At 59.4% G+C, this 23,175-nt stretch carries 24 protein-coding genes; 7 read left to right on the top strand and 17 right to left on the bottom strand.

Features of this window, described 5'->3' with window-relative positions:
* Nucleotides 1-10: 10 nt before the first annotated feature.
* The 6 genes from emrA to ACJ8J4_RS19715 all read right to left on the bottom strand — a co-directional run bounded on the left by emrA (nucleotide 11) and on the right by ACJ8J4_RS19715 (nucleotide 5,770).
* On the bottom strand, nucleotides 11-1,183 hold the full coding sequence (gene emrA / locus ACJ8J4_RS19740) for a multidrug efflux MFS transporter periplasmic adaptor subunit EmrA (protein ID WP_043143796.1): 1,173 nt from the start codon (nucleotides 1,181-1,183) through the stop codon (nucleotides 11-13).
* Between the two features lie 23 nt (nucleotides 1,184-1,206).
* Nucleotides 1,207-2,658, bottom strand: coding sequence for an efflux transporter outer membrane subunit (locus tag ACJ8J4_RS19735; RefSeq protein ID WP_025304002.1), 1,452 nt, complete (start codon nucleotides 2,656-2,658; stop codon nucleotides 1,207-1,209).
* Nucleotides 2,659-2,685: 27 nt separating this feature from the next.
* Nucleotides 2,686-3,204 (bottom strand): transcriptional repressor MprA, encoded by a 519-nt coding sequence (gene mprA / locus ACJ8J4_RS19730; RefSeq protein WP_025160249.1) that lies wholly within the window; start codon nucleotides 3,202-3,204, stop codon nucleotides 2,686-2,688.
* 161 nt (nucleotides 3,205-3,365) lie between these two features.
* Nucleotides 3,366-3,713 (bottom strand): L-valine transporter subunit YgaH, encoded by a 348-nt coding sequence (gene ygaH / locus ACJ8J4_RS19725; RefSeq protein ID WP_025304001.1) that lies wholly within the window; start codon nucleotides 3,711-3,713, stop codon nucleotides 3,366-3,368.
* Nucleotides 3,703-4,449 carry an AzlC family ABC transporter permease gene (locus ACJ8J4_RS19720; protein WP_025304000.1) on the bottom strand — a complete coding sequence of 249 codons (747 nt, stop codon included), beginning with the start codon at nucleotides 4,447-4,449 and terminating at the stop codon, nucleotides 3,703-3,705. Before ACJ8J4_RS19720 ends, ygaH begins: the two co-directional genes overlap by 11 nt.
* Before the next feature lie 121 nt (nucleotides 4,450-4,570).
* Complete coding sequence (locus tag ACJ8J4_RS19715) at nucleotides 4,571-5,770, bottom strand: MFS transporter (RefSeq protein WP_025303999.1); 1,200 nt, start codon at nucleotides 5,768-5,770, stop codon at nucleotides 4,571-4,573.
* Nucleotides 5,771-5,875: 105 nt separating this feature from the next.
* Between ACJ8J4_RS19715 and ACJ8J4_RS19710 the strand changes: the two genes are divergently transcribed.
* Nucleotides 5,876-6,754, top strand: a complete 879-nt coding sequence (locus ACJ8J4_RS19710) for a LysR family transcriptional regulator (protein ID WP_049296143.1) — start codon at nucleotides 5,876-5,878, stop codon at nucleotides 6,752-6,754.
* 30 nt (nucleotides 6,755-6,784) lie between these two features.
* Here the strand turns inward: ACJ8J4_RS19710 and proX are convergent, their stop codons facing one another.
* The 5 genes from proX to ACJ8J4_RS19685 all read right to left on the bottom strand — a co-directional run bounded on the left by proX (nucleotide 6,785) and on the right by ACJ8J4_RS19685 (nucleotide 12,876).
* A complete protein-coding gene (gene proX, locus ACJ8J4_RS19705) occupies nucleotides 6,785-7,786 on the bottom strand; it encodes a glycine betaine/L-proline ABC transporter substrate-binding protein ProX (RefSeq protein ID WP_025303998.1) in 1,002 nt (333 codons plus the stop codon).
* 69 nt (nucleotides 7,787-7,855) lie between these two features.
* The gene (gene proW, locus ACJ8J4_RS19700; RefSeq protein ID WP_025303997.1) at nucleotides 7,856-8,962 is read right to left on the bottom strand and encodes a glycine betaine/L-proline ABC transporter permease ProW; all 1,107 of its coding nucleotides are present in this window, start codon (nucleotides 8,960-8,962) and stop codon (nucleotides 7,856-7,858) included.
* Complete coding sequence (proV, locus tag ACJ8J4_RS19695; protein WP_016929846.1) at nucleotides 8,955-10,157, bottom strand: glycine betaine/L-proline ABC transporter ATP-binding protein ProV; 1,203 nt, start codon at nucleotides 10,155-10,157, stop codon at nucleotides 8,955-8,957. The genes proW and proV overlap by 8 nt, the downstream gene beginning before the upstream one ends.
* A 407-nt stretch (nucleotides 10,158-10,564) precedes the next feature.
* Entirely contained in the window at nucleotides 10,565-11,251 is a 687-nt protein-coding gene (locus tag ACJ8J4_RS19690) for a response regulator (protein ID WP_049209597.1), read from the bottom strand.
* Between the two features lie 32 nt (nucleotides 11,252-11,283).
* Nucleotides 11,284-12,876, bottom strand: coding sequence for an ATP-binding protein (locus ACJ8J4_RS19685; RefSeq protein WP_043143801.1), 1,593 nt, complete (start codon nucleotides 12,874-12,876; stop codon nucleotides 11,284-11,286).
* A 326-nt stretch (nucleotides 12,877-13,202) separates the two neighbouring features.
* On the opposite strand from ACJ8J4_RS19685, the gene ACJ8J4_RS19680 reads away from it, so the two are divergent.
* Nucleotides 13,203-14,558 (top strand): 2-hydroxycarboxylate transporter family protein, encoded by a 1,356-nt coding sequence (locus ACJ8J4_RS19680; protein ID WP_264383733.1) that lies wholly within the window; start codon nucleotides 13,203-13,205, stop codon nucleotides 14,556-14,558.
* Between the two features lie 98 nt (nucleotides 14,559-14,656).
* Here ACJ8J4_RS19680 and ACJ8J4_RS19675 read toward each other — a convergent pair whose 3' ends face one another.
* Entirely contained in the window at nucleotides 14,657-15,628 is a 972-nt protein-coding gene (locus ACJ8J4_RS19675) for a patatin-like phospholipase family protein (protein WP_025303993.1), read from the bottom strand.
* Between the two features lie 206 nt (nucleotides 15,629-15,834).
* Between ACJ8J4_RS19675 and ACJ8J4_RS19670 the strand changes: the two genes are divergently transcribed.
* The 5 genes from ACJ8J4_RS19670 (at nucleotide 15,835) to ACJ8J4_RS19650 (ending at nucleotide 18,584) form a co-directional block, all read left to right on the top strand.
* On the top strand, nucleotides 15,835-16,779 hold the full coding sequence (locus tag ACJ8J4_RS19670) for an MBL fold metallo-hydrolase (protein ID WP_025303992.1): 945 nt from the start codon (nucleotides 15,835-15,837) through the stop codon (nucleotides 16,777-16,779).
* 153 nt (nucleotides 16,780-16,932) lie between these two features.
* Nucleotides 16,933-17,673 (top strand): SDR family oxidoreductase, encoded by a 741-nt coding sequence (locus ACJ8J4_RS19665; RefSeq protein ID WP_025303991.1) that lies wholly within the window; start codon nucleotides 16,933-16,935, stop codon nucleotides 17,671-17,673.
* A 64-nt stretch (nucleotides 17,674-17,737) separates the two neighbouring features.
* On the top strand, nucleotides 17,738-17,932 hold the full coding sequence (locus ACJ8J4_RS19660) for a DUF1289 domain-containing protein (RefSeq protein ID WP_049205216.1): 195 nt from the start codon (nucleotides 17,738-17,740) through the stop codon (nucleotides 17,930-17,932).
* Nucleotides 17,933-18,009: 77 nt separating this feature from the next.
* Complete coding sequence (locus ACJ8J4_RS19655) at nucleotides 18,010-18,297, top strand: CopG family ribbon-helix-helix protein (protein ID WP_038872812.1); 288 nt, start codon at nucleotides 18,010-18,012, stop codon at nucleotides 18,295-18,297.
* A complete protein-coding gene (locus ACJ8J4_RS19650) occupies nucleotides 18,297-18,584 on the top strand; it encodes a type II toxin-antitoxin system RelE/ParE family toxin (RefSeq protein WP_043138388.1) in 288 nt (95 codons plus the stop codon). Before ACJ8J4_RS19655 ends, ACJ8J4_RS19650 begins: the two co-directional genes overlap by 1 nt.
* A gap of 43 nt (nucleotides 18,585-18,627) precedes the next feature.
* Here the strand turns inward: ACJ8J4_RS19650 and nrdF are convergent, their stop codons facing one another.
* The 5 genes from nrdF to ACJ8J4_RS19625 form a co-directional block, all read right to left on the bottom strand.
* A complete protein-coding gene (gene nrdF / locus ACJ8J4_RS19645) occupies nucleotides 18,628-19,599 on the bottom strand; it encodes a class 1b ribonucleoside-diphosphate reductase subunit beta (RefSeq protein WP_033639549.1) in 972 nt (323 codons plus the stop codon).
* Between the two features lie 8 nt (nucleotides 19,600-19,607).
* Nucleotides 19,608-21,752: a class 1b ribonucleoside-diphosphate reductase subunit alpha gene (gene nrdE / locus ACJ8J4_RS19640; RefSeq protein WP_071845116.1), complete on the bottom strand. Its 2,145-nt coding sequence runs from the start codon at nucleotides 21,750-21,752 to the stop codon at nucleotides 19,608-19,610.
* Nucleotides 21,734-22,138, bottom strand: a complete 405-nt coding sequence (gene nrdI / locus ACJ8J4_RS19635; protein WP_004928930.1) for a class Ib ribonucleoside-diphosphate reductase assembly flavoprotein NrdI — start codon at nucleotides 22,136-22,138, stop codon at nucleotides 21,734-21,736. Before nrdI ends, nrdE begins: the two co-directional genes overlap by 19 nt.
* A 9-nt stretch (nucleotides 22,139-22,147) precedes the next feature.
* On the bottom strand, nucleotides 22,148-22,378 hold the full coding sequence (gene nrdH, locus ACJ8J4_RS19630) for a glutaredoxin-like protein NrdH (RefSeq protein WP_004928934.1): 231 nt from the start codon (nucleotides 22,376-22,378) through the stop codon (nucleotides 22,148-22,150).
* Nucleotides 22,379-22,650: 272 nt separating this feature from the next.
* The gene (locus tag ACJ8J4_RS19625) at nucleotides 22,651-23,082 is read right to left on the bottom strand and encodes a carboxymuconolactone decarboxylase family protein (RefSeq protein ID WP_025303985.1); all 432 of its coding nucleotides are present in this window, start codon (nucleotides 23,080-23,082) and stop codon (nucleotides 22,651-22,653) included.
* Nucleotides 23,083-23,175 lie beyond the last annotated feature (93 nt).

The following is a 23,175-nucleotide window of genomic DNA, read 5'->3' as shown; positions in this document are numbered from 1 at the left end:
TCCCGCGCGCTTAGCCGGCGTTCGCATGGATCACGTCAGCGATCAGCTGGTTAACCGGCGCCAGATTCAACGCCAGCGCGTCGCTCTGGTACAGCGGTTTGTCGCGCACCACGTCAGAGAGCACGCGGCCGTCCAGATTGGCGGTGTCGACGGTCACCAGCGTCGAAAGACCGATGCGCAGCGGATGATCGGCCACCTGCTTGGCGTCGAGCTCAATACGCACCGGCAGACGTTGCACCACCTTGATCCAGTTGCCGGTGGCGTTCTGGGCCGGCAGCAGCGAGAAGGCGCTGCCGGTGCCCATGTCGATACCGACCACTTTGCCTTGATACACCACGTCATCGCCGTAGACATCGCTGACTACCGTTGCCGGCTGGCCGATACGCATGTTGGCGATCTGGGTTTCCTTGAAGTTGGCGTCAACCCAGATGTGATCGGCCGGCACCACCGCCATCAGCGGCGAACCGGCGGCGATCTGCGCGCCGACCTGCACGCTGCGGCGCGAGACATAACCGGTAATGGGGCTGATCACTTTGGTACGCTGCAGCGCCAGCCAGGCGTCACGCATCTGCGCGGCGGCCTGTTGGATTGCCGGCTGCTGTTCCAGCGGGGTATTCAGTACCATCGCCTGGTTGGCGTTGTATTGCTGCACCGCCACTTCCAGCGCGGCCTTGGCGCTGTCGACCGCATCGCGAGCGTGTTGCAGCTCTTCGCGGCCGATGGCGTCAACGCTGCCCAGCACCACGCGGCGTTTCAGATCGTTCTCGGCCTTGCTCAGATCGGTCTTGCGCAGGGCGATGTTGGCCTGATACTGCTTGCTGTTGATGATCAGCTGGTGGGTCTGACGCACGCTGTTGGCCAGGCCGGTTTTGGCGCGTTCAAACGCCTGCTCGGCATCGGTCGGATCAAGCGTCAGCAGTACGTCACCCTGCTTGACGTAGTCGGTGTTGTCGAAATTGACGCTGTTCACGCTACCGGACACCTGGGCCATGATCTGCACCTGGTTGCCGGAGACGTAGGCGTCGTCGGTTTCCTGATGATGACGCAGCACCAGGAACCAATACACTAAGTAAGCCACCCCTATAACAATGAAAATAACCGTCAGCAACAGCAGCCAAAATTTACGCTGCTTCTTTTTGCCGCTCGGCTGCTGCGGGTTTTGGATTTCCGCGCTCGCGCTCATGGTGTTCTCCAAGCCTTATATTATTATGCTTTCGAATCCGCTGCGGCCGGGGCCTGATAGCCACCGCCCAGCGCACGGATCAGTCCTATCTTCGCCTGCAGTAAGTTGCTGCTGGCATTTAACTCCGCCTGTTGCTGCTGCAATAGCTGCGTCTGGCTGGTCAACAGATCGTCGCGCCCGATAATCCCTGCCTGGTAACGGGCGTTAGCGACCTGATACACCTGTTGCATCGACTGGGCCGCGGACGCCGCCTGCAGCTGCTGTTGCGCAGAACTCTGCTGGATGGTGATGGCGTCGGCGGTTTCCTGTACCGCATTCAGGATGGTTTGGTTATAGGATTCCACCGCTTCGTCATACAGCGCGGATTCCTCGCCCAGCTTGCTGCGCAGCGCCCCGGCGTGGAAGATCGGCAGCGAAATCGCCGGCATCACGTTCCAGGCCTGGCTGGCCGCTTCAAACAGATTCGGGCTGGTGCCACTGGTGTTGGTGGTCATCAGGCCGGCGAAGGCTGAAATGGTCAGGCTGGGGTAAAACTCCTTACGCGCGGCGCTGACGCGCTGGCTGTAAGACTCCACCAGCTGGCGTTGCGCGGCGATGTCCGGGCGTTTGCCCAGCAGATCCGCCGTCAGCTCGCCCTGCGGTGCCATCAGGTTGTCTGCGGGCAACGGCACCTGACGCAGGTGCTGCATGGCGTTCGGCCCTTGGCCCGCCAGCGCGGCGAGCTGGTGTCTGAGCTGTTCGATTTGCGACTGCAACTGCAGAATCTGCTGTTTAGCGACGTCGGACTGCGCCTGGGTTTGTTGCGGCACGTCGACGCCGGTCAGCCCGGCCTGATAGCGCTGTTGGCGCAGCGCGGTCAGGCGTTCATTGTTGTTCACTTCCTGCTGCAGCAGCTTCTCGAGCGCCAGATTGCTTTGCAGCTGGTAGTAGGCGGACGCCACCGAACTGGTCAGCGTCAGCGCCGCCTGTTCCTGCTCGGCGCGCGCAGCGTTCACTTGCGCTTTGGCGGCGTTCACCTGGTTGCGGTATTTACCCCACCAGTCGAATTCGTACGCCAGGTTCAACCCCAGGGAGTTGGAGCTTGAATAGATCGGCTTATGCGGATACCCCAACCCCATATTGACGTTTTGCGGCACGCGTTGACGCTGGGTGCTGGCGTTCAGATCCAGGTTCGGCCCGTTGGCGGCGTTGGCTTCGCCCACCACGCTCTGCGCTTCGCGCACGCGGGCGGCGGCTTGACGCAGGGTCGGCGAGTTTTGCAGCGTCTGCGTCATCAGGGCATCCAACTGCGGATCCTTGAGGGCGCGCCACCACTGCGGGCTGACGGCCAGCGAACTGACTTTCGGCTGAGCCAACTGCAGGCTCTGCGGATCCATCAGCGTGGATTGCGGGGCAATATTATCGGTAGAAGCACACCCGGCCAGCAGCAATACGGCGAACAGCGGGGTGAATCTCCAGTTAAATGGGGATCGCATAATAGGTACCTGAACAGAAATTGTGAATTAGGATAACTGTTCTGTGATTTCCATTTGATCCAGACGTGCCAGCAATTTGCGCGTCAGCTGTTCCAGCTGTTTTTGCTCATCGTCGGTCAGCGTGGACCACAGGAAATGCAGACATTGGTGCTGCGGCGGCAGCAGTTGACTGAGAAATTCTTCCCCCTGCGGCGTCAGATGTAGATGCAGGCAGCGGCGATCGTTATCGCTTTCACGGCGCTCGATCCAACCGCGTTTCTCCAGCTCGTCGGCGATGCGGGTCGCATTGGTGCGCGAGGAGCCTAAGGCAGAGCTTAGCTCAGAAGGTTGGATGCTGTGGCTCTCCTGCGCATCCAGGGTAATCAGCGCCATAAACAGTGTTTCGTTAATCCCCTGCGCCTTCAGCATCTTGTTGCGATTTTCCAGCAACTTGCCTTGCATGTGCATGCACAGGCGGGTCAGCAGGATTTCCTGATACGGGAAATCTTTCTGCCGGGTGGCGCGGAAATTCAGCATTTGTTCTATGGGGGCAAACGAGCTTTCCATAATTTAGGGCCTCATTAATTTCGTTCGAGATAGTAACGACGGTGACTAATAATGTAAATGTTCAGCCGTGCGGATAATTTAGCAATTCGTGTCATTTGTCAGAGTTTGTAAAGATGTGGCGCATGAAAACGCCAAAGCGAAGCCAAACGTTCGGCGCGGCGTCAGCCTGGACCGAAAAGCATTAACAGCTTTAATGTGACGCCAAAGGCCGTCGCGCCGAGCAGCGTCGACAGAATGATGCTTTTACTGCGGTAGAAGCACAGCGCCAGCGCGGCGAACCCCGCCAACGTCGGCAGCAGCTTGTCCGGTTCGCGCATCACCACCGGCGTGCTGGAGACCACCAGCAGTGCGCAGATCGAGGCGATGCCAATGCTGTCGAGTAGCAGGGCGGCTTTACCGCGTTTGAGGCCGGGCTGGGCGCGCGCCGGCGCCAGCCGCAGCGGCAGATAACGGAACAAGTAATTGGCGCAACCCACCACCAGGCCGATCACCAGCACATCAGTGTTCATGGCTGGCCTCCGCAGGGGCAGGTTGGAACAGAGCGGCGACGCAACCGGCGCCGATGCCGGCCAAAATGGCGACCGGGATGGAGAACAGCACCACGCCGAGCAGCGCACCGGCCAATGAGGCAGCGATGGTCAGGCTCTGCGGGCGCCGGAAAGCGGCCAGCAGGAAACTGAGAAACAGCGCCGGCAGCATGAAGGCCAGCGAGGCCTCGATCACCGGGAACTGCTCCAGCGGGCCGTTGCCGAACAGCGCGCCGAGCGCGGTGCCGGCTACCCAGGAAAGCCAGGAACAGAGCGCGATGCCCAGCATCCAGTTTTCGCTCCAGCTGCGGTTATTGCGCATCAGCTTGGCGGTGGCGGCGGCGAAGACCTCATCGGTCAGACCAAAAGCCCACATTGCCGTTTTACCGGGCGACATGCGCGAGACGATACGGTGACGCAGCGCCGGGCCGTACAGCAGGTGGCGCACGTCCATCGCCATCACCGTCAACGCGGAGACCCACAGCGACATGCCGGCGCTCAGCAGGGCGGTGATCACGAACTGGCTGGCGCCGGCGTAGATGATGCAGGAGAAGAAAAGGCTTTCCAGCGGGGAAAAGCCCAGTTTGACGGCGCTGAGGCCGAAGGCGAACGCCACCGGGACATACCCGATGACGATCGGCAAACTGTCGACGACGCCGTTGGCGAAGGTGGCGCTGACGGCGGGCGGATTGAGGCTGTCTGCAGCTTGGCTTTGCATGGTTGTGGATCGCAGGGTAGATAGGACTTCAATAGTTTATGCCCAGAACATTACCAGAGAGTAAGTAATGTTTATACCCTGCACCGCTAATAAATTTCTTTAGTGACTATTTGCACGATAATCAGATTGTCGCTGGCCCTTGCGGATCGTGGTGCTTGCCGAGCCACCAGGTCAGCAGGTTGAGCAGGCATAACACCCCGCCGGCGGCGGCCACGCCGTACCAGCCGGCATGCTGATAGGCCGAGGCGGAGAGCAGAGAACCGAGCGCGCCGCCGATAAAGTAGCTGGTCATGTAGCCGGCTGTCAGGCGGTTGCGCGCGTCCGGCATGATGCGGTACATCACGCTCTGGTTGGTGACGTGCACCGCCTGCACCGCCAGATCGAGGATCAGAATGCCGGCGATCAGCGCCCATAGCGACTGTTTGGCTAACGCGATAGGGATCCAGGACAGCAGTAACAACACCAGGCCGACGGTGGTGGTCAACCCGGCTTTACCTTTGTCCGCCAGATGTCCGGCGCGCGAAGCGGCCAGCGCCCCGGCGGCGCCCACCAGGCCGAACAGCCCGATCACCCCCTCGGAATAGTTGAACGGCGGCGCGGCGAGCAGAAAGGCCATTGAGGTCCAGAGCACGCTGAAGTTGGCGAACGACAGGGCGCCGAGGATGGCGCGGGTGCGCAGCAACGGCGTGCGGCAGAACAGGCTGAAGATCGAGGCCAGCAGCTGCGGGTAGTTCAGCCCGGAGTGTTGCTTATAGCGCGGCAGCGCGCGCCACAGGATCAGCGCCATCAGGATCATCAGCACGCTGGCGACCCAGTAAATGGTGCGCCAGCCGCCGAACGACGCCAGCGCGCCCGCGACGGTTCGCGCCAGCAGGATGCCGAGCAGCAGCCCGCTCATGATGATGCCAACGGTCTTGCCGCGCTTTTCCGGGTGGGCCAGCGTGGCGGCCAGCGGCACCAGGATCTGCGCCACTACCGAGAACAGCCCGGTGAGCGCGGTGCCGAGGATCATCATCGGCAGCGTGGCGGAGGTGGCGGTGATCAGCATGCCCCCGGCGGCCAGCAGCGTCATGAACACGATCAGGCCGCGGCGTTCGAACATATCGCCGAGCGGCACCAGCAGCAGCAGGCCGGTGGCGTAACCGAGCTGCGCGGCGGTGACGATAAAGCCGGCCTGGTTGACCGACAGGTTGAAACTGGTGGCGATGGTTTCCAGCAGCGGTTGCGCGTAATAGTTGCTGGCGACCGCCAGGCCGGTGGCGATGGCAATCAGCACGGTCAGCGCCGGGCTGAGGCCCGGATGGGCGTTTTGTGGATTCATGATTTTTTCATCACGGGAAGAAGATAGCGCGCAGTATCCGGCAACGCGTCTGCGGAAACCAATGTATAATTTTCATTTGATTTATCTCATTTCAAGATAGATGCCATGAACCTGAAACAGATCCGTTATGCGCTGGCGGTGGCGGAAGAACAGAGTTTCACCCGGGCGGCGCAGCGCTGCCATACGGTGCAGTCGGCGCTCAGCCACCAGATCGCAAAACTGGAAGAAGAGCTGAGCTGTACGCTGTTTGAACGCACCTCGCGCCGGGTGCGGTTGACCCCCGCCGGCCAGGCTTTCATTCCGTCGGCGCAGCGCCTATTGGCGGCGCAGCAGGCGCTGGTGGAAGAGGTGACCGCCGCCGGCGATGCGGTGTCCGGCACCCTGACCATCGGCACGATTTCAACCATAAACGCGATTGATCTGACCGAAAAGCTCGACAAGTTTCATCGCCACTATCCGGCGGTAAATATTCGCCTGTACGTTGGCATGAGCGAAGCCCTGCTGGAGGACGTGCGTCAGCAGAAGTGCGATATGGCGTTCGTCGGCATCTGGCCCGGCGATGTCGATTTACTGCCGATGTCGCACCGGCAGTTGACCGATGAGCCATTGGTGGCGCTGGTGGCGCCGCAGCACCCGCTGGCCAACCGCGAGCGGGTGAACCTGCAGGCGCTCGCGGAAGTGCCGCTGGTGGATTTCTACAGCGGCACCGGTGCGCGACGCCAAACCGATCGCGCCTTCCAGGCGGCGGGTATCCGCCGGCACGTCAGTTTTGAAATCGATCATATCGAATGGCTGGAAAATCTGGTGCGGCGCGGATTGGCGGCGGGTATCGTACCTGTCTCGACCGCGCAACGCTTAAGTGCGCTGGTGTCGATTCCGATTGAAGACGGGCCGCGGCGCCAGGTGTATTGCATCTGGCCGCAGCCTTTGTCGAACGCCGCCGCACGTTTTTTACAGTTCAGCGGCATCGATATGGCGGGGTAGGGGCGCGGCAAAGGCGGCGCCCCTGAACGGTTATGACTTCGCCGCTTCGGCGGCGGTTTTCACCCAGCCGTCGAAGGTCGCCTGGTGCGCCTTGATCCAGCCGTTAACGTGGTTCTGGATATCGGCCTCCGAAGCCTGGCCTTCATGCATGCGCAGGTTTTGCGCGTTGATGTCGGCGATCGGCAGCTTCATGATGGCGAACAGCTTGGCGGCCGCCGGATTGGCTTCGGCCCATTGCTTGTTGGCGGCGATGCGCATGGTGTTGACCGGGAAGCCGTAGTTGGCGCCGTTAGGCAGCTTGGTGTCGACGTTCTTCTGCTCGCCCGGCAGCGAAGAGAATGGCACCTGCAGCCAGACCACGTCGCGGCCCGGCACCATCACATCACTGACCCAGTACGGTGTCCAGGTGTAATACAGCACCGGTTTGCCCTCTTTGTAGCGGGTGATGGTGTCGGCGATCATCGCCGCGTAGTTGCCCTGGTTGTGCTCGACGGTATTGCTCAGGCCATAGGCCTTGATGTGGTGGTTGATCACCGCTTCGCAGCCCCAGCCCGGGGTGCAGCCGGTCAGATCGGCCTTGCCATCGCCGTTGGTGTCGAACAGCTTGGCGATCTTGGGATCCTTGAGCTGTTCGACGTTGGTGATGTGATACTGCTCGGCGGTTTTCTTGTCGATCAGGTAACCCTGCGCGGCGCCGTTGACGTAGACGCCTTCGCGGTAGAACTTGGCGTCGCCGCCGGCGGCCTTGTACTGATCGGCGTGCAGCGGGTCCCAGTTGACCGCGATAAAGGTCGCATCGCCGGAGGCAATGGAGGTGTAGGCGACGTTGTAATCCACTTCACGCGGTTCCTTCACGTCGTAACCCAATTTCTCCAGCGCCTTGCTGACCAGCAGCGTCTGGAACGTCTCTTCGGAAATGGTGCTTTGCACCGGCTGTACCGCGATCCCCTTGCCGGGTAAGTCTGCCGCGATGGCGCTCTGTGAGCCAATCAGCGTCGTCAGGGCGAGAGCCCAGATGCCCGTGGTGCGCATAGTGTTTCCCCTCTTTCGATGTGGTGGTGTCATAGCCCGCCGGGGCCGCAGCCGCCGGCGGGAAAAGCGTCAGGCCTGTTTGATGAACGGGCGAGTCAGTAGCCCGATGGGGCCGCGGCGATACCAGCGGCCGATGCCCTTGCTGCGGCGATCGCGCCCCAGCGATTGGGTGAGGCGATCGAGAATGATCGCCAGGATCACGATGCCGACCCCGCCGACGGCGGCCAGGCCCATGTCCAACCGGCCGATGCCGCGCAGCACCATCTGCCCCAGACCGCCGACCGCGATCATCGAGGCAATGACGACCATCGACAGCGCCAACATCAGCGTCTGGTTCACGCCGGCCATGATGGTCGGCATCGCCAGCGGCAGCTGCACCTTGAACAGCAGCTGCCGCGGGCTGGCGCCGAAGGATTCGGCGGCCTCGATCAGATCTTCCGGCACCTGCTTGATGCCCAAAATGGTCAGGCGCACAATCGGCGGCAGCGCGAAGATAATGGTGACCACCACGCCCGGCACGTTGCCGATGCCGAACAGCATGACGATCGGCACCAGGTAAACGAAGGCCGGGGTGGTTTGCATCGCGTCGAGCAGCGGCCTTATCACCTTGGCGGCGTGCTTGCTGCGCGCCAGCCAGATGCCGAGCGGCAGGCCGATAAGAATGCAGAAGAACAGCGCGGTCAGCACCAGCGCCAGCGTAACCATCGCCTGCGACCAGGCGCCGATGGCGCCGATGGCGACCAGGGAGAGCAGCGTGGCGGCGCCCATGCCGAGGCCCGAGACCTGCCAGGCGAGCAGCGAGAACACCAGAATGGCGATCGGCGCCGGCATGCCCAGCAGCAATTGCTGGAAGCCACTCAAGATCATATCCACCGGCACGCGAATGCCCTGGAACAGTGGGCGGAAGTGCAGCACCAGCCAGTCGATGCCTTGCGTGACCCAGGAGTCGAACGGCACCCAGGCCTTATGGAACGGGTCGAGCAGGCTGAAGTGTTCAGGCTGCGCCGGGGCGCTGCTGAGCCAATCTGCGCCTTGTCCGGCGGCGTCATGAGCGGCCGGCGGCGGCGCGCTGGACCAGGCGTCGCCGGCGTTGGCGCCGGCATCGTGAGCGGGTGCGGCGCCGGCATCTGCCGGTGCGGTAGCCCAGGGATCTTGGGTTTGCGTGGTATCACTCATTGGTTGAGCCCTCCTTGTCCAACGCCTGCAGCAGCATGGCCTTGGAGATGATGCCGAGATAGTTATGTTCTTCGCTCACCACCGGCACCGCGCAGGGCGCCTGGGCGACCAGGGAAATCAGATCGCTGAGCGGCGTATCGGCCGGCACGGCGGCAGGGGCCTCGAGCAGGGCATCGTCCAGCGTTTGATTGGCGGACAGCGCCTTTTTCAGCGACTCTATCGACACCACGCCAATAAATTTCTTCCCGCGTTCAACAACATAACCATAATCACGGTCCTCATCGCGCAGCAGCTGCAGCGCCGATCGGGGGCCAAAGCCGGGGGTTTTGCGGATCAGCGTCACCGGGCGCCGTTGGGCGATATCCTTGGCGCTGAACACGTGACTGATGTCCACGCCGCGGAAGAAGGTGCGCACATAGTCGTTGGCCGGGTTGTTCAGGATCTCGTCCGGTGTGCCGACCTGGATCACCTCACCGCCTTGCATGATGGCGATGCGATCGCCGATACGCATCGCCTCGTCCAGATCGTGGGAAATAAACACGATGGTGCGCTGATGCTGGGCCTGTAATTTCACCAGCTCATCCTGCATTTCGGTGCGAATTAACGGATCGAGCGCCGAGAAGGCCTCGTCCATCAATAATATATCCGGGTTATTGGCCATGGCGCGGGCTAATCCTACGCGCTGGCGCATACCGCCGGATAATTCATCCGGATAAGACAGCGCATAATTCTCCAGCCCGACCTGACGCAGGGCATCCAGCGCTTTTTCCTGACGTTCCTGCAATGGTATGCCGGCTAATTCCATACCAAAGGCAGTATTATTCAGGACATTCATGTGCGGCATCAGCGCGAATGATTGAAATACCATGCTGATCTTATTTCGCCGCACGGTGCGCAGCGCGGTGTCGGATATTTTGGCGATGTCCTCACCGTCGATCAGCACCTGGCCGCGGGTGGGTTCTATCAGACGATTGAGAAGGCGTACCAGGGTGGACTTGCCGGAACCGGAGAGCCCCATGATGACAAATATCTCGCCTTCTTCAATGGCCAGAGTGGCGTCTTTTACGCCGAGCGATAAGCCGGTTTTTTCAAACAGCCGATCTTTTGTCAGACCTTTATCCAGCAGTTTGAATGCGCGTTCCGGGTGTTCGCCAAATATCTTATACAGGTTCTTTACTTCGAGTTTAATTGCCATGCAATTTGCTGTTTCCTCTGGTTTAATTAACGCGTTATGGGCTGTCCTTAGCAAAATAAAAGAGCTTTTTACCCTAACACAGTGAATATCTGAGACAACCCTCAATGTCATTTAAATGGGATATTAGTGGTTTACATCAAGGTTTTAATTAGTTATGGTAATTTGGCCCGTGACTCAAAATTGACGGCCGTTATTCGCCATAATGGTTTGGTTTTTGGGGAAATAATACGGTGTGGTGCAGAGAAATATTTGGGCGCCGCGCCTGCCGTTCGGATAATAAAAAACCCGACCAGAGGCCGGGTAAAAAGTCATCAGTATTTCATCAGTTTTAACGACAGGTGCCGATATCGAGGGGGATATCGTCGAGCGCTATGTTATCGCCGTAATATGACAGCCAGATGGCAGCCTCAGGCCTTGCGGTACAGCCGCCGCGGATGGCCGATATTGCCGTACAACATCTCTACCCGCACGAACTGGGTGGCGACGCAATATTCCAGATAACGCCGGGCGGTGGTCTTGCTGATGCCGGCCTGCTCAACCACGTCTTCCACCGCATGCGCTACCGTCGGCTGGGCGATAAACAGCGCCTGCACCAGCTCAAGGGTATTGGTTTCGATGCCTTTGGCGCTCGGCTCGCTGGAGAACTGCTTCGACTGCAGGTTGTACAGCGCATCGACGTTATCCTGATCGATGATCTTGAAGGTACGCTGGGTCTGTACGAACTGCATGAAACGTTCGAGCGAATTGCGCAGCCGCTTGTAGGACACCGGCTTGATGATGTAGTCGAAGGCGCCGTTGCGGATCGCTTGGCTGCAGGTATGCATGTCGCTGGCGGCGGTGATGAAGATCACCGAACAGGCGGGGTTCTTCACCGCCGGCTCTTCCATCAGCTCGATGCCCTGACCGTCCGGCAGAAAGTTATCCAGCAGGATCAGGCGCGGCTGGTGCGCGTTGGCTTTGGCTCGCGCTTCGGCCAGCGTAGCGGCGTAAGCCACCACCCGCAGGTTGAAATTTTTCTCGATGAACTCCGCGTGCAGCGTCGCCAGTTGCGGCTCGTCTTCCACGATCAGAACGTCCAGTGCTTGGTGTGACATAATCGGGTGCTCAAAAAATCGGGTTATGGGTTTTATTTAGGGATAAATATAGAGAATATCGCGCCGTGCGGCTCGTTGTCCGACACTTCTATGCTGCCATGCGCCTGCGCCACGTGGCTGGCGACCAGATGCAGGCCGATGCCGTGGTCGCTTTTATCCGCTTTGGTGGTGACGCCCTGTTCAAACAGCGTATCACGAATCTCCTCAGCGATGCCGGTACCGCGATCCGCCACCTCGATCACCAGCTCGTCGCTGCCATCGCTGATATAGAGTTCGATCGCATCGTGCGGCGCCGGGCGGTGCAGCGTCGCCTCCACCGCATTATCCAGCAGGTTGCCGACGATCGACATCAGTTCGGTCTCATTCAGCGCCGCCGGGATCTGCCGCAGCTGGCAGGCCGGATCGAAGCGCAGCTCGATGCCTTTTTCTCTGGCGCTGGAATATTTGCCCAGCAGCAGGCCGCACAGCGCCGCCGAACTGAAGCGCTGCGAGATGAAATCGAGGATCTCCTGCGCGCCCTCCGACTGGGCTTCCACATAGCGAATAGCCTCGTCGTAGCGCTGCATATGCAACAGCCCGGCCAGCGTGGCGGTCCAGTTCAGCTGCTCGTGGCGCATGATGCGCAGGTTGTCGGCATAGCGTTTCACCTGGCTGAGCTGGCTGCTCAGGGTATTGATGTCGTTCTTGTCGCGGAAGCTGATCACCCAGCCTTGCAGCTCCTGCTCCTGCATGATGCGCACCCGGCTGGCGATCACCCGCACGTGGTTGAAGCGGCACACTTCGTCGTGCGTATCCTGGCCCAGTTGCGCGGCGGCGAAGAAGTCCGGCTGCGCCTGGATCACGTCGCCGATTGGTCGGCCCAGCAAGCTGGCGGCGGGCTGGTGTAGATCCAATAGCTCGCGCGCCGCATGGTTGATGGTGATGATCCGCAATTGCGGATCGATGGCGATCACGCCCTCATAAATGGCTTCCAGCAGCGCTTTTTGCTGGCGCACCAGCAGCGCGATCTCTTTCGGTTCCAGCCAGAACATCTGGCGCTTGAGATTTTTCGACAGCAGCCAGGAAAAAACGAACAGGGCAATCAGCAGCAGCACGATAGAGCCGATAATTTGCGTCAACGTCCTGGCATTTAAATTATCGATATGCGATTTCAAATAACCGACGGAAACGATGCCGATCACCTGATTATTTTCATCCAGGATCGGCGCCTTGCTGCGTAATGATACGCCGATGCCGCCCTTGCGAATGGAAATAATGCTTTTCCCTTCCAGCACCTCTTTATTATCGCCGCCGATCATCGGTGTGCCCAGGCGGCCTTCGTATTCGGAATGATAAAGATGGCGGGCATGATTATCGCCGATGACGATATAGCTGGCGTCGCTGCTGGCGCGGATTTTTTTCATCAACGTAGCGATCCTGGCGGCGTCGTTGTTTTCCACCGCGTCCACCAGCGAAGGGATAAGGGCGATTTCCCGTGCCTGCACCTGGGCGCGGGCGCCGAGATCGCGGTGCAGTTGCGCATCCAACTGGTAATAGGTATAGGCGCCGATACAGGTCAGCAGCAGGCAGGAGAAGGCCACCAGGCACAGAAACAGTTTGATTTGAAATGAGAGTTTGAGGCGCATGGTGGAGCTTCACCGTAAAGAGATCCTGAAGCCTTACCCTATCACGATAAGCGGGGTCTGTAATATTGCGCTCGATCAACTTGTGATCCCTCACACGGGATTAGAGTGAACCGGACGAGAATTGTTCGCCTGCGATAAAATTAATAAGCTTTAAAATAAAAACGGTATTAACACCATTAAAACCGCGTTGGTTTTTACATAATCTTAATTAACCCCATAGAAACCATAACCACCATTAAAAACCCTTTTTAACTTTGAACATAATCACAGCAGATAATCCGTGCGCTTCTCTATGATGGCTGAACAAACTAATAAGAGGCCAGATTATGAGCACAACAGATGATTCTTACCTCGTAGCCAAAGACAAGACCGCTGATATTCCTCTGCGTGAGAAATGGTGGCGGATACTGGACAATTATAAAGTAGGGATTATTCCGTTACCGTTCTTTATTCTGGCCGGCGTATTGATTCTGCTCGACTGCCTGGAAGGCAAGTTGCCGAGCGATATCGTGGTGATGGTGGCCACCCTGGCGTTCTTCGGCTTCGCCTGCGGCGAATTCGGCAAGCGCCTGCCGCTGATCGGCAAAATGGGCGCGGCGGCAATCTGCGCCACCTTCATTCCTTCCGCGCTGGTGCACTATGGCCTGCTGCCGGACGTGGTGGTGGAATCGACCACCAAGTTCTACAAATCGACCAACATTCTGTACCTCTACATCTGCTGCATTATCGTCGGCAGCATCATGAGCATGAACCGCCAGGTGCTGATCCATGGCTTCCTGCGCATCTTCATCCCCATGCTGTGCGGCGAGATCGTCGGCATGCTGGTGGGGATGGGCGTTGGCATGGCGCTGGGCCTGGAACCGTTCCAGATCTTCTTCTTCCTGATCCTGCCGATCATGGCCGGCGGCGTAGGTGAAGGGGCGATCCCGCTGTCGATGGGCTACGCGGCGATCCTACACATGGAACAGGGCGTGGCGCTGGGGCGCATTCTGCCTATCGTGATGCTCGGCAGCCTGACCGCTATCGTCATCGCCGGCCTGCTTAACCAGCTGGGCAAGCGTTATCCGCACCTGACCGGCGAAGGCAGCCTGATGCCGAGCAAGCAGGGCGACAGCGACATGAGCGCGGTGGAAAAAATCAGCGGCAAGGTGGACGTCAGCACCATCGCCTGCGGCGCGCTGTTGGCCATTCTGCTGTATATGGTGGGCATGCTGCTGCACCGTCTGATCGGCCTGCCGGCGCCGGTGGGCATGCTGTTCGCCGCCGTGGCGGTGAAGCTGGCGCACGGGGTATCGCCACGCATTCAGGAAGGCTCGCAGGTGGTGTACAAATTCTTCCGCACCGCCGTGACTTATCCGATCCTGTTCGCGGTCGGGGTGGCTATCACGCCGTGGCAGGAGCTGGTGGACGCGTTCACCGTACAGAATCTGATCGTGATCGTCACCACCGTCAGCGCGCTGGTGGCGACCGGTTTCTTCGTCGGCAAGAAAATCGGCATGCACCCTATCGACGTGGCGATTGTCTCCTGCTGCCAGAGCGGGCAGGGCGGGACCGGCGACGTCGCGATCCTCACCGCCGGCAACCGCATGTCGTTGATGCCGTTCGCCCAGATCGCAACCCGTATCGGCGGCGCTATCAACGTTTCGCTGTCGCTGCTGGTGTTGGCCAAGTTCTTCGTATAACTCCTATAAATCCTTAGCGTTACTTTGCCTTTCCCCGCCCCCGCGGGGATTTTTTTTGCCCGCGCGCCGGCCTGACGTGCGGGCGGGGATAATACCGGTTACGCTGCCTGTTTCATGGCGGCGTCATACCACGCGAAGTAGCGCTCTACGCCGCGACGGCCGGATTCGATCAGCGCGCGTTTCTTCTCCTCGCTGATGCCGAACTCCAGCGTGCCGACGTCGAGCGTATCGACATACACGGTGCGCTTCCAGTCATCGCTGTCCAGATGCACCTTGGTTTGGATGTCCAGCATCACGTTGGCCACCGCCAGGGTGAAATCAAACAGGTTGTTGACCGGCGTGCGCGGGCCGGCCTGACCGGCGGCCTGGGCGATTTCGCCGGCGGAGTCGAGGCGAAGGCCCAGGGTGCGGGTGTTGATGCGTTGGCTGGAGGCGTCGATGTAAGGCGGCGTGGCGGAGAAGTCATAGTCGAACAGTCGCACCGGGTAGTTGTCGATCATGCCGCCGTCGATGCACAGGTCGCCCAGAGTATTGTTCTTCGCCACGAAGGCGAAGGGGAACGACATCGAAATGCGCAGGCCGTCCGCCACTTTCATGCGCGGCGTGGTACGGTGAGAATAAACCTCTCGCTGGCCGCTGTTGAGGTTGGCGCCGATAAAGTAAATCGACTTGAACCCTTTCGCCGCCTTCATCGCTTCGAACTGCTCGAAGGTGATATCCGGGTTGCCGGTATACTGCTTGATAATATCGCGTGACCATTGATAGAAATAATCGCCGGGCGCGATGCCGTATTGATTAAACAGGCGATAGGCATCCTGGATCGTACCGAAAAAGCCGCCGTTATAATCGAGGAATTTTTTAAAATCCATCGCCGACAGAATCTTGGTGACGTCCGCCGAGCTGCAGCCCAGGCCGACCAGCAGCGCGGCGATGGCGCCCGCCGAGGCGCCGGAGGTTTGCTTGATCTGCGGCATGATGCCTTTGGCTTCCAGCAATTCCAGCGCGCCGCCATAGGCGATGCCTTTTACGCCGCCGCCTTCAAAGACCAGATTTTCGAATTGGTAGTTCATGATATTTCCTCACTCGTGGTTTAGGGAGTAAGAAAAATAACGAAGTCGCGAACCGGAAAATATTGATTGGGGTTGTGTGAGTCGGCAAACAAAATTATTCATAATAAATATATTGTTCATATATTTATCAAAGGCATTTATTAAACAGGCGCATCGGGATTTTTGCGTCAATACTTAGCGCTGTTCAATTCTCGCAAGGAGTCATCATGTTCTGGAAACGTTGTCTGCTGGGCGCGGCGCTGGCCGTTATGTCATTACAGGCCGGGGCCGCCGCGCCGCAGGCTAAAACCCCGACGCCGGGATTTTATCGCATCATGCTGGGCAGTTTTGAAGTGACCGCGTTGTCCGACGGCATCATTCGTTTGCCGGCGGACAAGCTGTTGCTAAACACCACGCCGCAGCAGATCGCCGCCGGGTTGGCCGAGCGGCATCAAAGCCTGCCGGTGGTCACCTCGGTCAATGCCTATCTGATCAATACCGGCGATAAGCTGGTGATGATCGACAGCGGCGCCGGCCAACTGCTGGGCGACGGCCTGGGCAAGCTGGTGGATAACCTGCGCGCGGCGGGTTACCAGCCGGAGCAGGTGGATGAGATCTACCTGACCCACATGCACCCGGACCATCTCGGCGGCCTGACGCACGACGGCAAGGCGGTATTCCCCAATGCGGTGGTGCGCGCCGCCAGCCAGGACGCGGACTTCTGGCTAAGCGCGGACAAACTGAAACAGGCTAGCGCGGGCAGTAAAAGCAACTTCGAACGGGCTCAGGCGGCGATCAAGCCGTATCAGGCGACCGGTCACTTTAAGCCGTTCAGCGGCGACGGTGAGCTTTCCCCGGGCATTGCCGCCTTTGCCGCCCACGGCCATACGCCGGGGCATAGCGTGTATCAGGTGACCAGCCAGGGCCAGAAGCTGTTGCTGTTGGGGGATCTTATCCACGTGGCAGCGGTGCAGTTGCCGCATCCGAAGGTGGCTATCAGCTTTGATAATGACGCCAAGGCGGCGGTCGCTCAGCGGCTGCGGATATTTGGCGACAGCGCGCGGCAGAGCGAGCTGGTGGGGGGCGCACACCTGTCGTTCCCGGGGTTGGGGTATCTGAACCGCCAGGGCGACGGTTACACCTGGGTGCCATTGAACTACGGCGCGCTGTAAGGGAGATGGCCGCCCAACGGGCGGCCATCGTAAGCGCCTTGGGGACATTGTTCGATAATTTGGGATGATGATGCCAGAGAATCGGGGCTTATTCGCCGTGATAAAGAGTGCATGATTAACGTTACCCTCGTCGTTTTCTTTAAGGATCTCCCGATGAATCAGAAAACTCCCTCCGTCGCCATCGTCACCGGCGCATCGCGCGGTATCGGCGCCGCCATCGCCGAGCGCCTGGCCGCCGATGGCTTTGCCGTCATCATCAACTATTCGGGCAACCCGGCGCCGGCCTATGAGCTGGTGGGCAAGATAGAACAGCGCGGCGGCCGCGCCTTGAGCATCAAGGCCGACGTCAGCGATGCTGCTGCGGTTGCCCAGCTGTTCGACAGCGCCGAACAGGCGTTTGGCGGCGTCGACGTTCTGGTCAATAACGCCGGGGTGATCGCGCTAGCGCCGGTGGCGGACATGCATGATGAAGACGTGGATCGCCTGCTCGACATCAACCTGAAAGGCAGCTTCAATGCGATGCGCGAGGCGGCGAAGCGCCTGCGCGACAACGGCCGCATCATCAACTTCTCTTCCAGCGTGGTGGGGTTGCTGCAGCCGGGTTACGGTATGTATGCCGCCAGTAAGGCGGCGATCGAAGCGCTGACCAGCGTGCTGGCGAAAGAGCTGCGCGGCCGCAATATCACGGTGAACGCCGTCGCGCCGGGGCCGACCGCCACCGGCTTGTTCCTCGACGGTAAAACCCCGGAGCTTATCGAGCGGCTGGCGAAGATGGCGCCGCTGGAGCGTCTGGGCACGCCGGACGATATCGCTGCAGCGGTGGCCTTCCTCGCGGGGGCCGACGGCGGCTGGATCAACGGACAAACCCTGCGCGCCAACGGCGGCATCATCTGATTGACGACGCGCCGCCGCAGGATCGGGTATCCTGTGGCGGAACTCATCACATCAAGGGCAGCGTATGGCGGGCGACAATCAGCAATTCCAGCACGGCGTGAGATCGCCCTGCGTCAGCCTGTGCCGCATCGACGACGAAACCCAGCAGTGCCGGGGATGCCGGCGCACGCGGGCGGAAATCGCCGCCTGGCCGACCGCCAGCGACGCGGAGAAACGCGCTATTTGGCGGCAGCTTGAGCTGCGTCAATCGGTGAAATAATCCTCTGCATTATTGCGCTGTCAGACTTCATGTAGCACAATTGAGCTACATGTGATTGACCGACGTTAGGAGCGATTATGTCGACGACGACCATCCGTATTCCAGATGAGCTTAAAGCTCGAGTCGCTGCCGTCGCCGAGCAGGCTGGCGTGACGTCTCACAGCTTTATTTTGCAGGCAATAGCGGAGAAAACGCAGCAAGAAGAGTTGCGCCGCGACTTTGAGAATGAAGCGGAAAAACGCTATGCCAAGATAATTGCGACGGGAGAGACGGTCTCTTGGAAAGAGATGCGCGGTTATTTGGAAAATTACGCAGCCGGTAACACTGACGCTGTTAAACCTCCGGTAAAAAAATTGGGGCGCTGATGGCAAACGTCGAGTTGGCGCCAGAGGTCAGGGATGATATCGAACGTATTCTCGCTCATTTGGCTCAGTATGGTGCCGTGGATCCAGGGCGGCGCATTCAGGAAATCATCCAGGCGATTGCGGTATTGGAACATAATCCATTGATCGGACGAGCCCTTGGCTCAGGGCTGCGTGAATTGATTATTGGGCAGCAAGTTCGCGGTTATTTGGCGCTCTACAAATATATCCCTGATATCGATACGGCGTTTGTTCTGGCGATTCGTAGTCAGAAAGAACAAGGGTATTGAATGCACGATACCGGCCTGAAAGACCGGCATCGCTGTCATGTTCTCAGAAATCCCAGTCCTCATCCTCGGTGTTGACCGCCTTGCCGATGACGTAGGACGACCCTGACCCGGAGAAGAAGTCGTGGTTTTCGTCGGCGTTCGGCGACAGCGCCGACAGGATCGCCGGGTTGACCTCCGCCATCGCCGGCGGGAACAGCGCTTCATACCCCAGGTTCATCAGCGCTTTGTTGGCGTTATAGTGCAGGAAGGTCTTCACGTCTTCCGTCCAGCCGACGCCGTCGTACAGTTCCTCGGTGTAGCGCACCTCGTTGTCGTACAGGTCCTGCATCAGATCGAAGGCGAAATTTTTCACCTGTTGGCGCCGTGCGGCGTCCACTTTCTCCAGCCCTTTCTGGAACTTATAGCCGATATAGTAGCCGTGCACCGCCTCGTCGCGAATGATCAGGCGGATCAGATCGGCGGTGTTGGTCAGCTTGGCGCGGCTGGACCAGTACATCGGCAGGTAAAAGCCCGAATAGAACAGGAACGACTCGAGGAACACGCTGGCGACCTTTTTCAGCAGCGGATCGTCGCTGCGGTAGTGCGCCAGAATGATGCCGGCTTTCTTCTGCAGCGCGCGGTTTTCCTCGCTCCAGCGATAGGCGTCATCCACGTCCGGCGTTTGACACAGGGTAGAGAAGATTGAGCTGTAAGAGCGGGCGTGCACCGCCTCCATAAAGCTGATGTTGGAGTACACCGCCTCTTCGTGCGGCGTCAGCGCATCGGCGATCAGGGCCGGCGCGCCGACGGTGTTCTGGATGGTGTCCAGCAGCGTCAGCCCGGTAAACACCCGAATGGTTAGCTGCTGCTCCTTCGGCGTCAGCGTGGCCCAGGACGGGATATCGTTGGACAGCGGCACCTTCTCTGGCAGCCAGAAGTTGGAGGTCAGGCGGTTCCATACCTCCAGATCCTTGTCGTCTTCGATAATGTTCCAGTTGATGGCGCGCACCAGCGGCGCCGATGTTACGGTCGTCATAAATTGCCTCACAGCGCGCAGGACACGCAGCCCTGCACCTCGGTGCCTTCCAGCGCCATCTGGCGCAGGCGGATGTAGTAAATGGTCTTGATGCCTTTGCGCCAGGCGTAGATCTGCGCGCGGTTGATGTCGCGGGTGGTGGCGGTATCGCGGAAGAACAACGTCAGCGACAGCCCCTGATCGACGTGCTGCGTTGCGGCGGCATAGGTATCGATGATTTTTTCCGGGCCAATCTCGTAGGCATCCTGGTAATACGCCAGGTTGTCGTTGGTCATGTACGGCGCCGGGTAGTAAACGCGGCCGATCTTGCCTTCCTTACGGATCTCGATACGCGAGACGATCGGATGGATGCTGGAGGTGGCGTTGTTGATGTACGAGATGGAACCGGTCGGCGGCACCGCCTGTAGGTTCTGATTGTACAGCCCGTGCATCATCACCGACTGGCGCAGCGCGCGCCACTCGTCGCGGCCCGGAATGGCGATGCCGGCGGCGGCGAACAGCTCGCGCACCCGCTCAGTCTGCGGCAGCCAGTCGCGCTCGGTGTACTTGTCGAAGTACTCGCCGCTGGCATAGCGCGAGTGCTCAAAGCCGTCGAACGCGCCGCCACGTTCTATCGCCAGCCGGTTCGAGGCGCGGATGGCGTGATAGGCCACGGTATAGAAATAGAGGTTGGTGAAGTCGATGCCTTCTTCCGAGCCGTAGAAAATGCGCTCGCGCGCCAGGTAACCGTGCAGATTCATCTGGCCCAGGCCGATGGCGCGGGCGCTGCGGTTGCCCTCGGCGATCGACGGCACCGAGCGGATATCGCTCATGTCGGCCACCGCGGTCAGCGCGCGGATCGCGGTCTCGATCGCCTTGCCGAAGTCCGGCGCGTCCATGGTTTTGGCGATATTCAGCGAGCCGAGGTTGCAGGAGATGTCCTTGCCGATGCGATCGTAGCTCAGATCTTCGTGATAGGTGCTGGCGCGGTTGACCTGCAGGATCTCCGAACACAGGTTGCTCATGTTGATGCGCCCGGCGATCGGGTTCTCCCGGTTGACCGTGTCCTCGAACATCACGTAGGGATAGCCGGATTCGAACTGGATCTCCGCCAGCACCTGGAAGAACTCGCGTGCGTTGATGCGCGACTTGCGGATACGCTTGTCGTCCACCATCTCGCGGTATTTTTCACTGACGCTGATTTCAGACAGCGGCGTGCCATACACCCGTTCGACGTCGTAGGGCGAGAACAGGTACATCTCTTCGTTGTTCTTCGCCAGCTCGAAGGTAATATCCGGGATCACTACCCCCAGCGACAGCGTCTTGATGCGGATCTTCTCGTCGGCGTTTTCCCGCTTGGTGTCGAGAAAACGCAGGATATCCGGGTGGTGGGCGTTGAGATACACCGCGCCGGCCCCCTGGCGCGCGCCGAGCTGGTTGGCGTAGGAGAAGGCGTCTTCGAGCATTTTCATGATCGGAATGACGCCGGAGGACTGGTTCTCGATGCGCTTGATCGGCGCGCCCACTTCGCGAATATTGCTCAGCATGAAGGCTACGCCGCCGCCGCGTTTCGACAGCTGCAGCGCGGAGTTCACCGCCCGGCCGATCGATTCCATATTGTCTTCGATGCGCAGCAGGAAGCAGGAGACCAGCTCACCGCGCTGGCGTTTGCCGCAGTTGAGGAAAGTCGGCGTGGCCGGCTGGAAGCGGCCCGAAATCATCTCCTCCACCAGATCCTGCGCCAGGGCGGTGTCGCCCGCCGCCAGCGTCAGCGCCACCATGCACACCCGGTCTTCGTAGCGTTCCAGATAGCGCTTGCCGTCGAAGGTTTTGAGCGTATAGCTGGTGTAGTACTTGAAGGCGCCGAGGAAGGTCTCGAAGCGGAATTTCTTGGCGTAGGCCTGCTGGAACAGCTGCTTGATAAACGGGAATTCATACTGCGCCAGCACCTGCGGCTCGTAGTAGCCTTCCTCCACCAGATAGCGCAGCTTTTCCTCCAGGTTATGGAAGAACACGGTGTTTTGGTTGACGTGCTGCAGGAAGTAGTGCCGCGCTGCCAGCCGATCTTTATCGAACTGGATCCGGCCTTCCGCATCGTAAAGATTGAGCATCGCGTTGAGCGAATGGTAATCCAGCGCGCCCGTCTCGGGCCTGGTCAGTTCTGTCGTTGCCAAAATGCGGTTACTCCCTGTCTAACGTTTTCAACGTCTTGCGTCGTGCCAAGCAGCTCGAAGCGGTACAAAAAAGGCACCTGGCATTTTTTGGCGATGATGTCGCCGGCGATGCCGTACGCTGCGCCGAAGTTGGTGTTCCCAGCGGCGATGACGCCGCGCAGGTATGAACGGTTTTGCGGAACGTTGAGAAAGCGGATCACCTGGATCGGCACCGCGCCGACGGCGCTGCCGCCGCCATAGCTGGGTACGATCAAGATATAGGGTTGTTCCATCAGCAATTTGCTGCGGGCGCCGGCGATCGGAATGCGGATCGCCGGCAGGCCCAGTTTCTCAACGAATCGATGGGTGTTCTCCGAACTGCTGGAGAAATAGACCAGCGGATTCATCGTCGAGCCTCAGCAGGTGAGCGCCAGCGCGCCGATTTTGTCCGGCCGGAAACCGGACCAGTGGTCGTCACCGGCGATAATCACCGGAACCTGCTGATAACCTAAGGATTTAACGTGGTTCAGCGCCTGCTGATCCTGGGTGAGGTCGATCACCTGATAATCAATCCCCTGTTTATCAAATGCGCGATAAGTGGCGTTGCACTGGACACAGTCCGGCTTACTGTAAATAATAATGCTCATGATTCGCATTTACCTTTAGGCTGAAGGAAAGGCGGGCAAGTCAGATAACGGAGCATCGTTCCTGGCGTTTCTGACGGCGTTATCAACCGAACGACATTCCCTGCGGCTGACTCATAAAATACTATATGTAGATATTTGTTTTATCAACCACGCTATATATGGTGTTTTGTGGGGTTGGGTGCGCAGGCCGCGCCGGGGCTGGAAAAGGCGAGGGAAAAATTTTTTGCGGGTGAGAAATTCCCCCTCTCAGTGAAGAGGGGGAGTCGAGCGCATTACTGACGCATGCTGACGGCCAGACGATTAAAGGCGTTCATGATGCTGATGGCGAAAGTCAGATCGGCGATCTCGGTATCGCTGAAGTGCGCTTTCAGCGCCTCGAAAGCGCTGTCCGGCGCGCCGGTGGCGGCGATCAGCGTCACTGACTCGGCCCATTCCAGCGCGACGCGCTCGCGCTCGCTGAATTCATGGCTGACGCGCCAGCCCGCCAGCGTATCCAGCTTGGCATGGCTGAAGCCGCTTTCACGCAGCGCTTTGCCGTGCATGTCCAGGCAGTAGGCGCAGCCGTTGATCTGCGAAACGCGCATAAACATCAACTCGATGGTCGCCTTGTCCAGGGCGCCTTTCTCCAGCGCCATCAGCGCGCCCACCATATTTTTGTACGGGGCGGGCGCCAGCTCGGCATAGTTCAAACGTTGCTTAATCATGGTCAACCTCAATCGGTAGTAACGAAATCATGGCGCTACTTTAGCGGCCTTATGGTCTATGCTATAGGGCCATAAAATGATTATTTAACCGGG

It is taken from the genome of Serratia sp. CY47280, from assembly GCF_052168655.1.
In the GTDB taxonomy this organism is placed as follows: domain Bacteria; phylum Pseudomonadota; class Gammaproteobacteria; order Enterobacterales; family Enterobacteriaceae; genus Serratia; species Serratia bockelmannii.
Note: the sequence above shows the minus strand (reverse complement) of the source record. Positions and strands in the feature narration are given on the sequence as shown.

Bases quoted from the DNA above. Each gene is read 5' to 3' on its own strand.
- ACJ8J4_RS19720 (WP_025304000.1), bottom strand. From the start codon at position 4,449: ATGCAAAGCCAAGCTGCAGACAGCCTCAATCCGCCCGCCGTCAGCGCC.
- ACJ8J4_RS19735 (WP_025304002.1), bottom strand. From the start codon at position 2,658: ATGCGATCCCCATTTAACTGGAGATTCACCCCGCTGTTCGCCGTATTG.
- ACJ8J4_RS19665 (WP_025303991.1), top strand. From the start codon at position 16,933: ATGAATCAGAAAACTCCCTCCGTCGCCATCGTCACCGGCGCATCGCGC.
- ACJ8J4_RS19685 (WP_043143801.1), bottom strand. From the start codon at position 12,876: ATGCGCCTCAAACTCTCATTTCAAATCAAACTGTTTCTGTGCCTGGTG.
- ACJ8J4_RS19625 (WP_025303985.1), bottom strand. From the start codon at position 23,082: ATGATTAAGCAACGTTTGAACTATGCCGAGCTGGCGCCCGCCCCGTAC.
- ACJ8J4_RS19660 (WP_049205216.1), top strand. From the start codon at position 17,738: ATGGCGGGCGACAATCAGCAATTCCAGCACGGCGTGAGATCGCCCTGC.
- ACJ8J4_RS19690 (WP_049209597.1), bottom strand. From the start codon at position 11,251: ATGTCACACCAAGCACTGGACGTTCTGATCGTGGAAGACGAGCCGCAA.
- ACJ8J4_RS19675 (WP_025303993.1), bottom strand. From the start codon at position 15,628: ATGAACTACCAATTCGAAAATCTGGTCTTTGAAGGCGGCGGCGTAAAA.
- ACJ8J4_RS19655 (WP_038872812.1), top strand. From the start codon at position 18,010: ATGTCGACGACGACCATCCGTATTCCAGATGAGCTTAAAGCTCGAGTC.
- emrA (WP_043143796.1), bottom strand. From the start codon at position 1,183: ATGAGCGCGAGCGCGGAAATCCAAAACCCGCAGCAGCCGAGCGGCAAA.
- proW (WP_025303997.1), bottom strand. From the start codon at position 8,962: ATGAGTGATACCACGCAAACCCAAGATCCCTGGGCTACCGCACCGGCA.
- ACJ8J4_RS19650 (WP_043138388.1), top strand. From the start codon at position 18,297: ATGGCAAACGTCGAGTTGGCGCCAGAGGTCAGGGATGATATCGAACGT.
- ACJ8J4_RS19710 (WP_049296143.1), top strand. From the start codon at position 5,876: ATGAACCTGAAACAGATCCGTTATGCGCTGGCGGTGGCGGAAGAACAG.
- ACJ8J4_RS19670 (WP_025303992.1), top strand. From the start codon at position 15,835: ATGTTCTGGAAACGTTGTCTGCTGGGCGCGGCGCTGGCCGTTATGTCA.
- mprA (WP_025160249.1), bottom strand. From the start codon at position 3,204: ATGGAAAGCTCGTTTGCCCCCATAGAACAAATGCTGAATTTCCGCGCC.
- ACJ8J4_RS19680 (WP_264383733.1), top strand. From the start codon at position 13,203: ATGAGCACAACAGATGATTCTTACCTCGTAGCCAAAGACAAGACCGCT.
- nrdH (WP_004928934.1), bottom strand. From the start codon at position 22,378: ATGAGCATTATTATTTACAGTAAGCCGGACTGTGTCCAGTGCAACGCC.
- nrdI (WP_004928930.1), bottom strand. From the start codon at position 22,138: ATGAATCCGCTGGTCTATTTCTCCAGCAGTTCGGAGAACACCCATCGA.
- ygaH (WP_025304001.1), bottom strand. From the start codon at position 3,713: ATGAACACTGATGTGCTGGTGATCGGCCTGGTGGTGGGTTGCGCCAAT.
- ACJ8J4_RS19715 (WP_025303999.1), bottom strand. From the start codon at position 5,770: ATGAATCCACAAAACGCCCATCCGGGCCTCAGCCCGGCGCTGACCGTG.
- proX (WP_025303998.1), bottom strand. From the start codon at position 7,786: ATGCGCACCACGGGCATCTGGGCTCTCGCCCTGACGACGCTGATTGGC.
- nrdF (WP_033639549.1), bottom strand. From the start codon at position 19,599: ATGACGACCGTAACATCGGCGCCGCTGGTGCGCGCCATCAACTGGAAC.
- proV (WP_016929846.1), bottom strand. From the start codon at position 10,157: ATGGCAATTAAACTCGAAGTAAAGAACCTGTATAAGATATTTGGCGAA.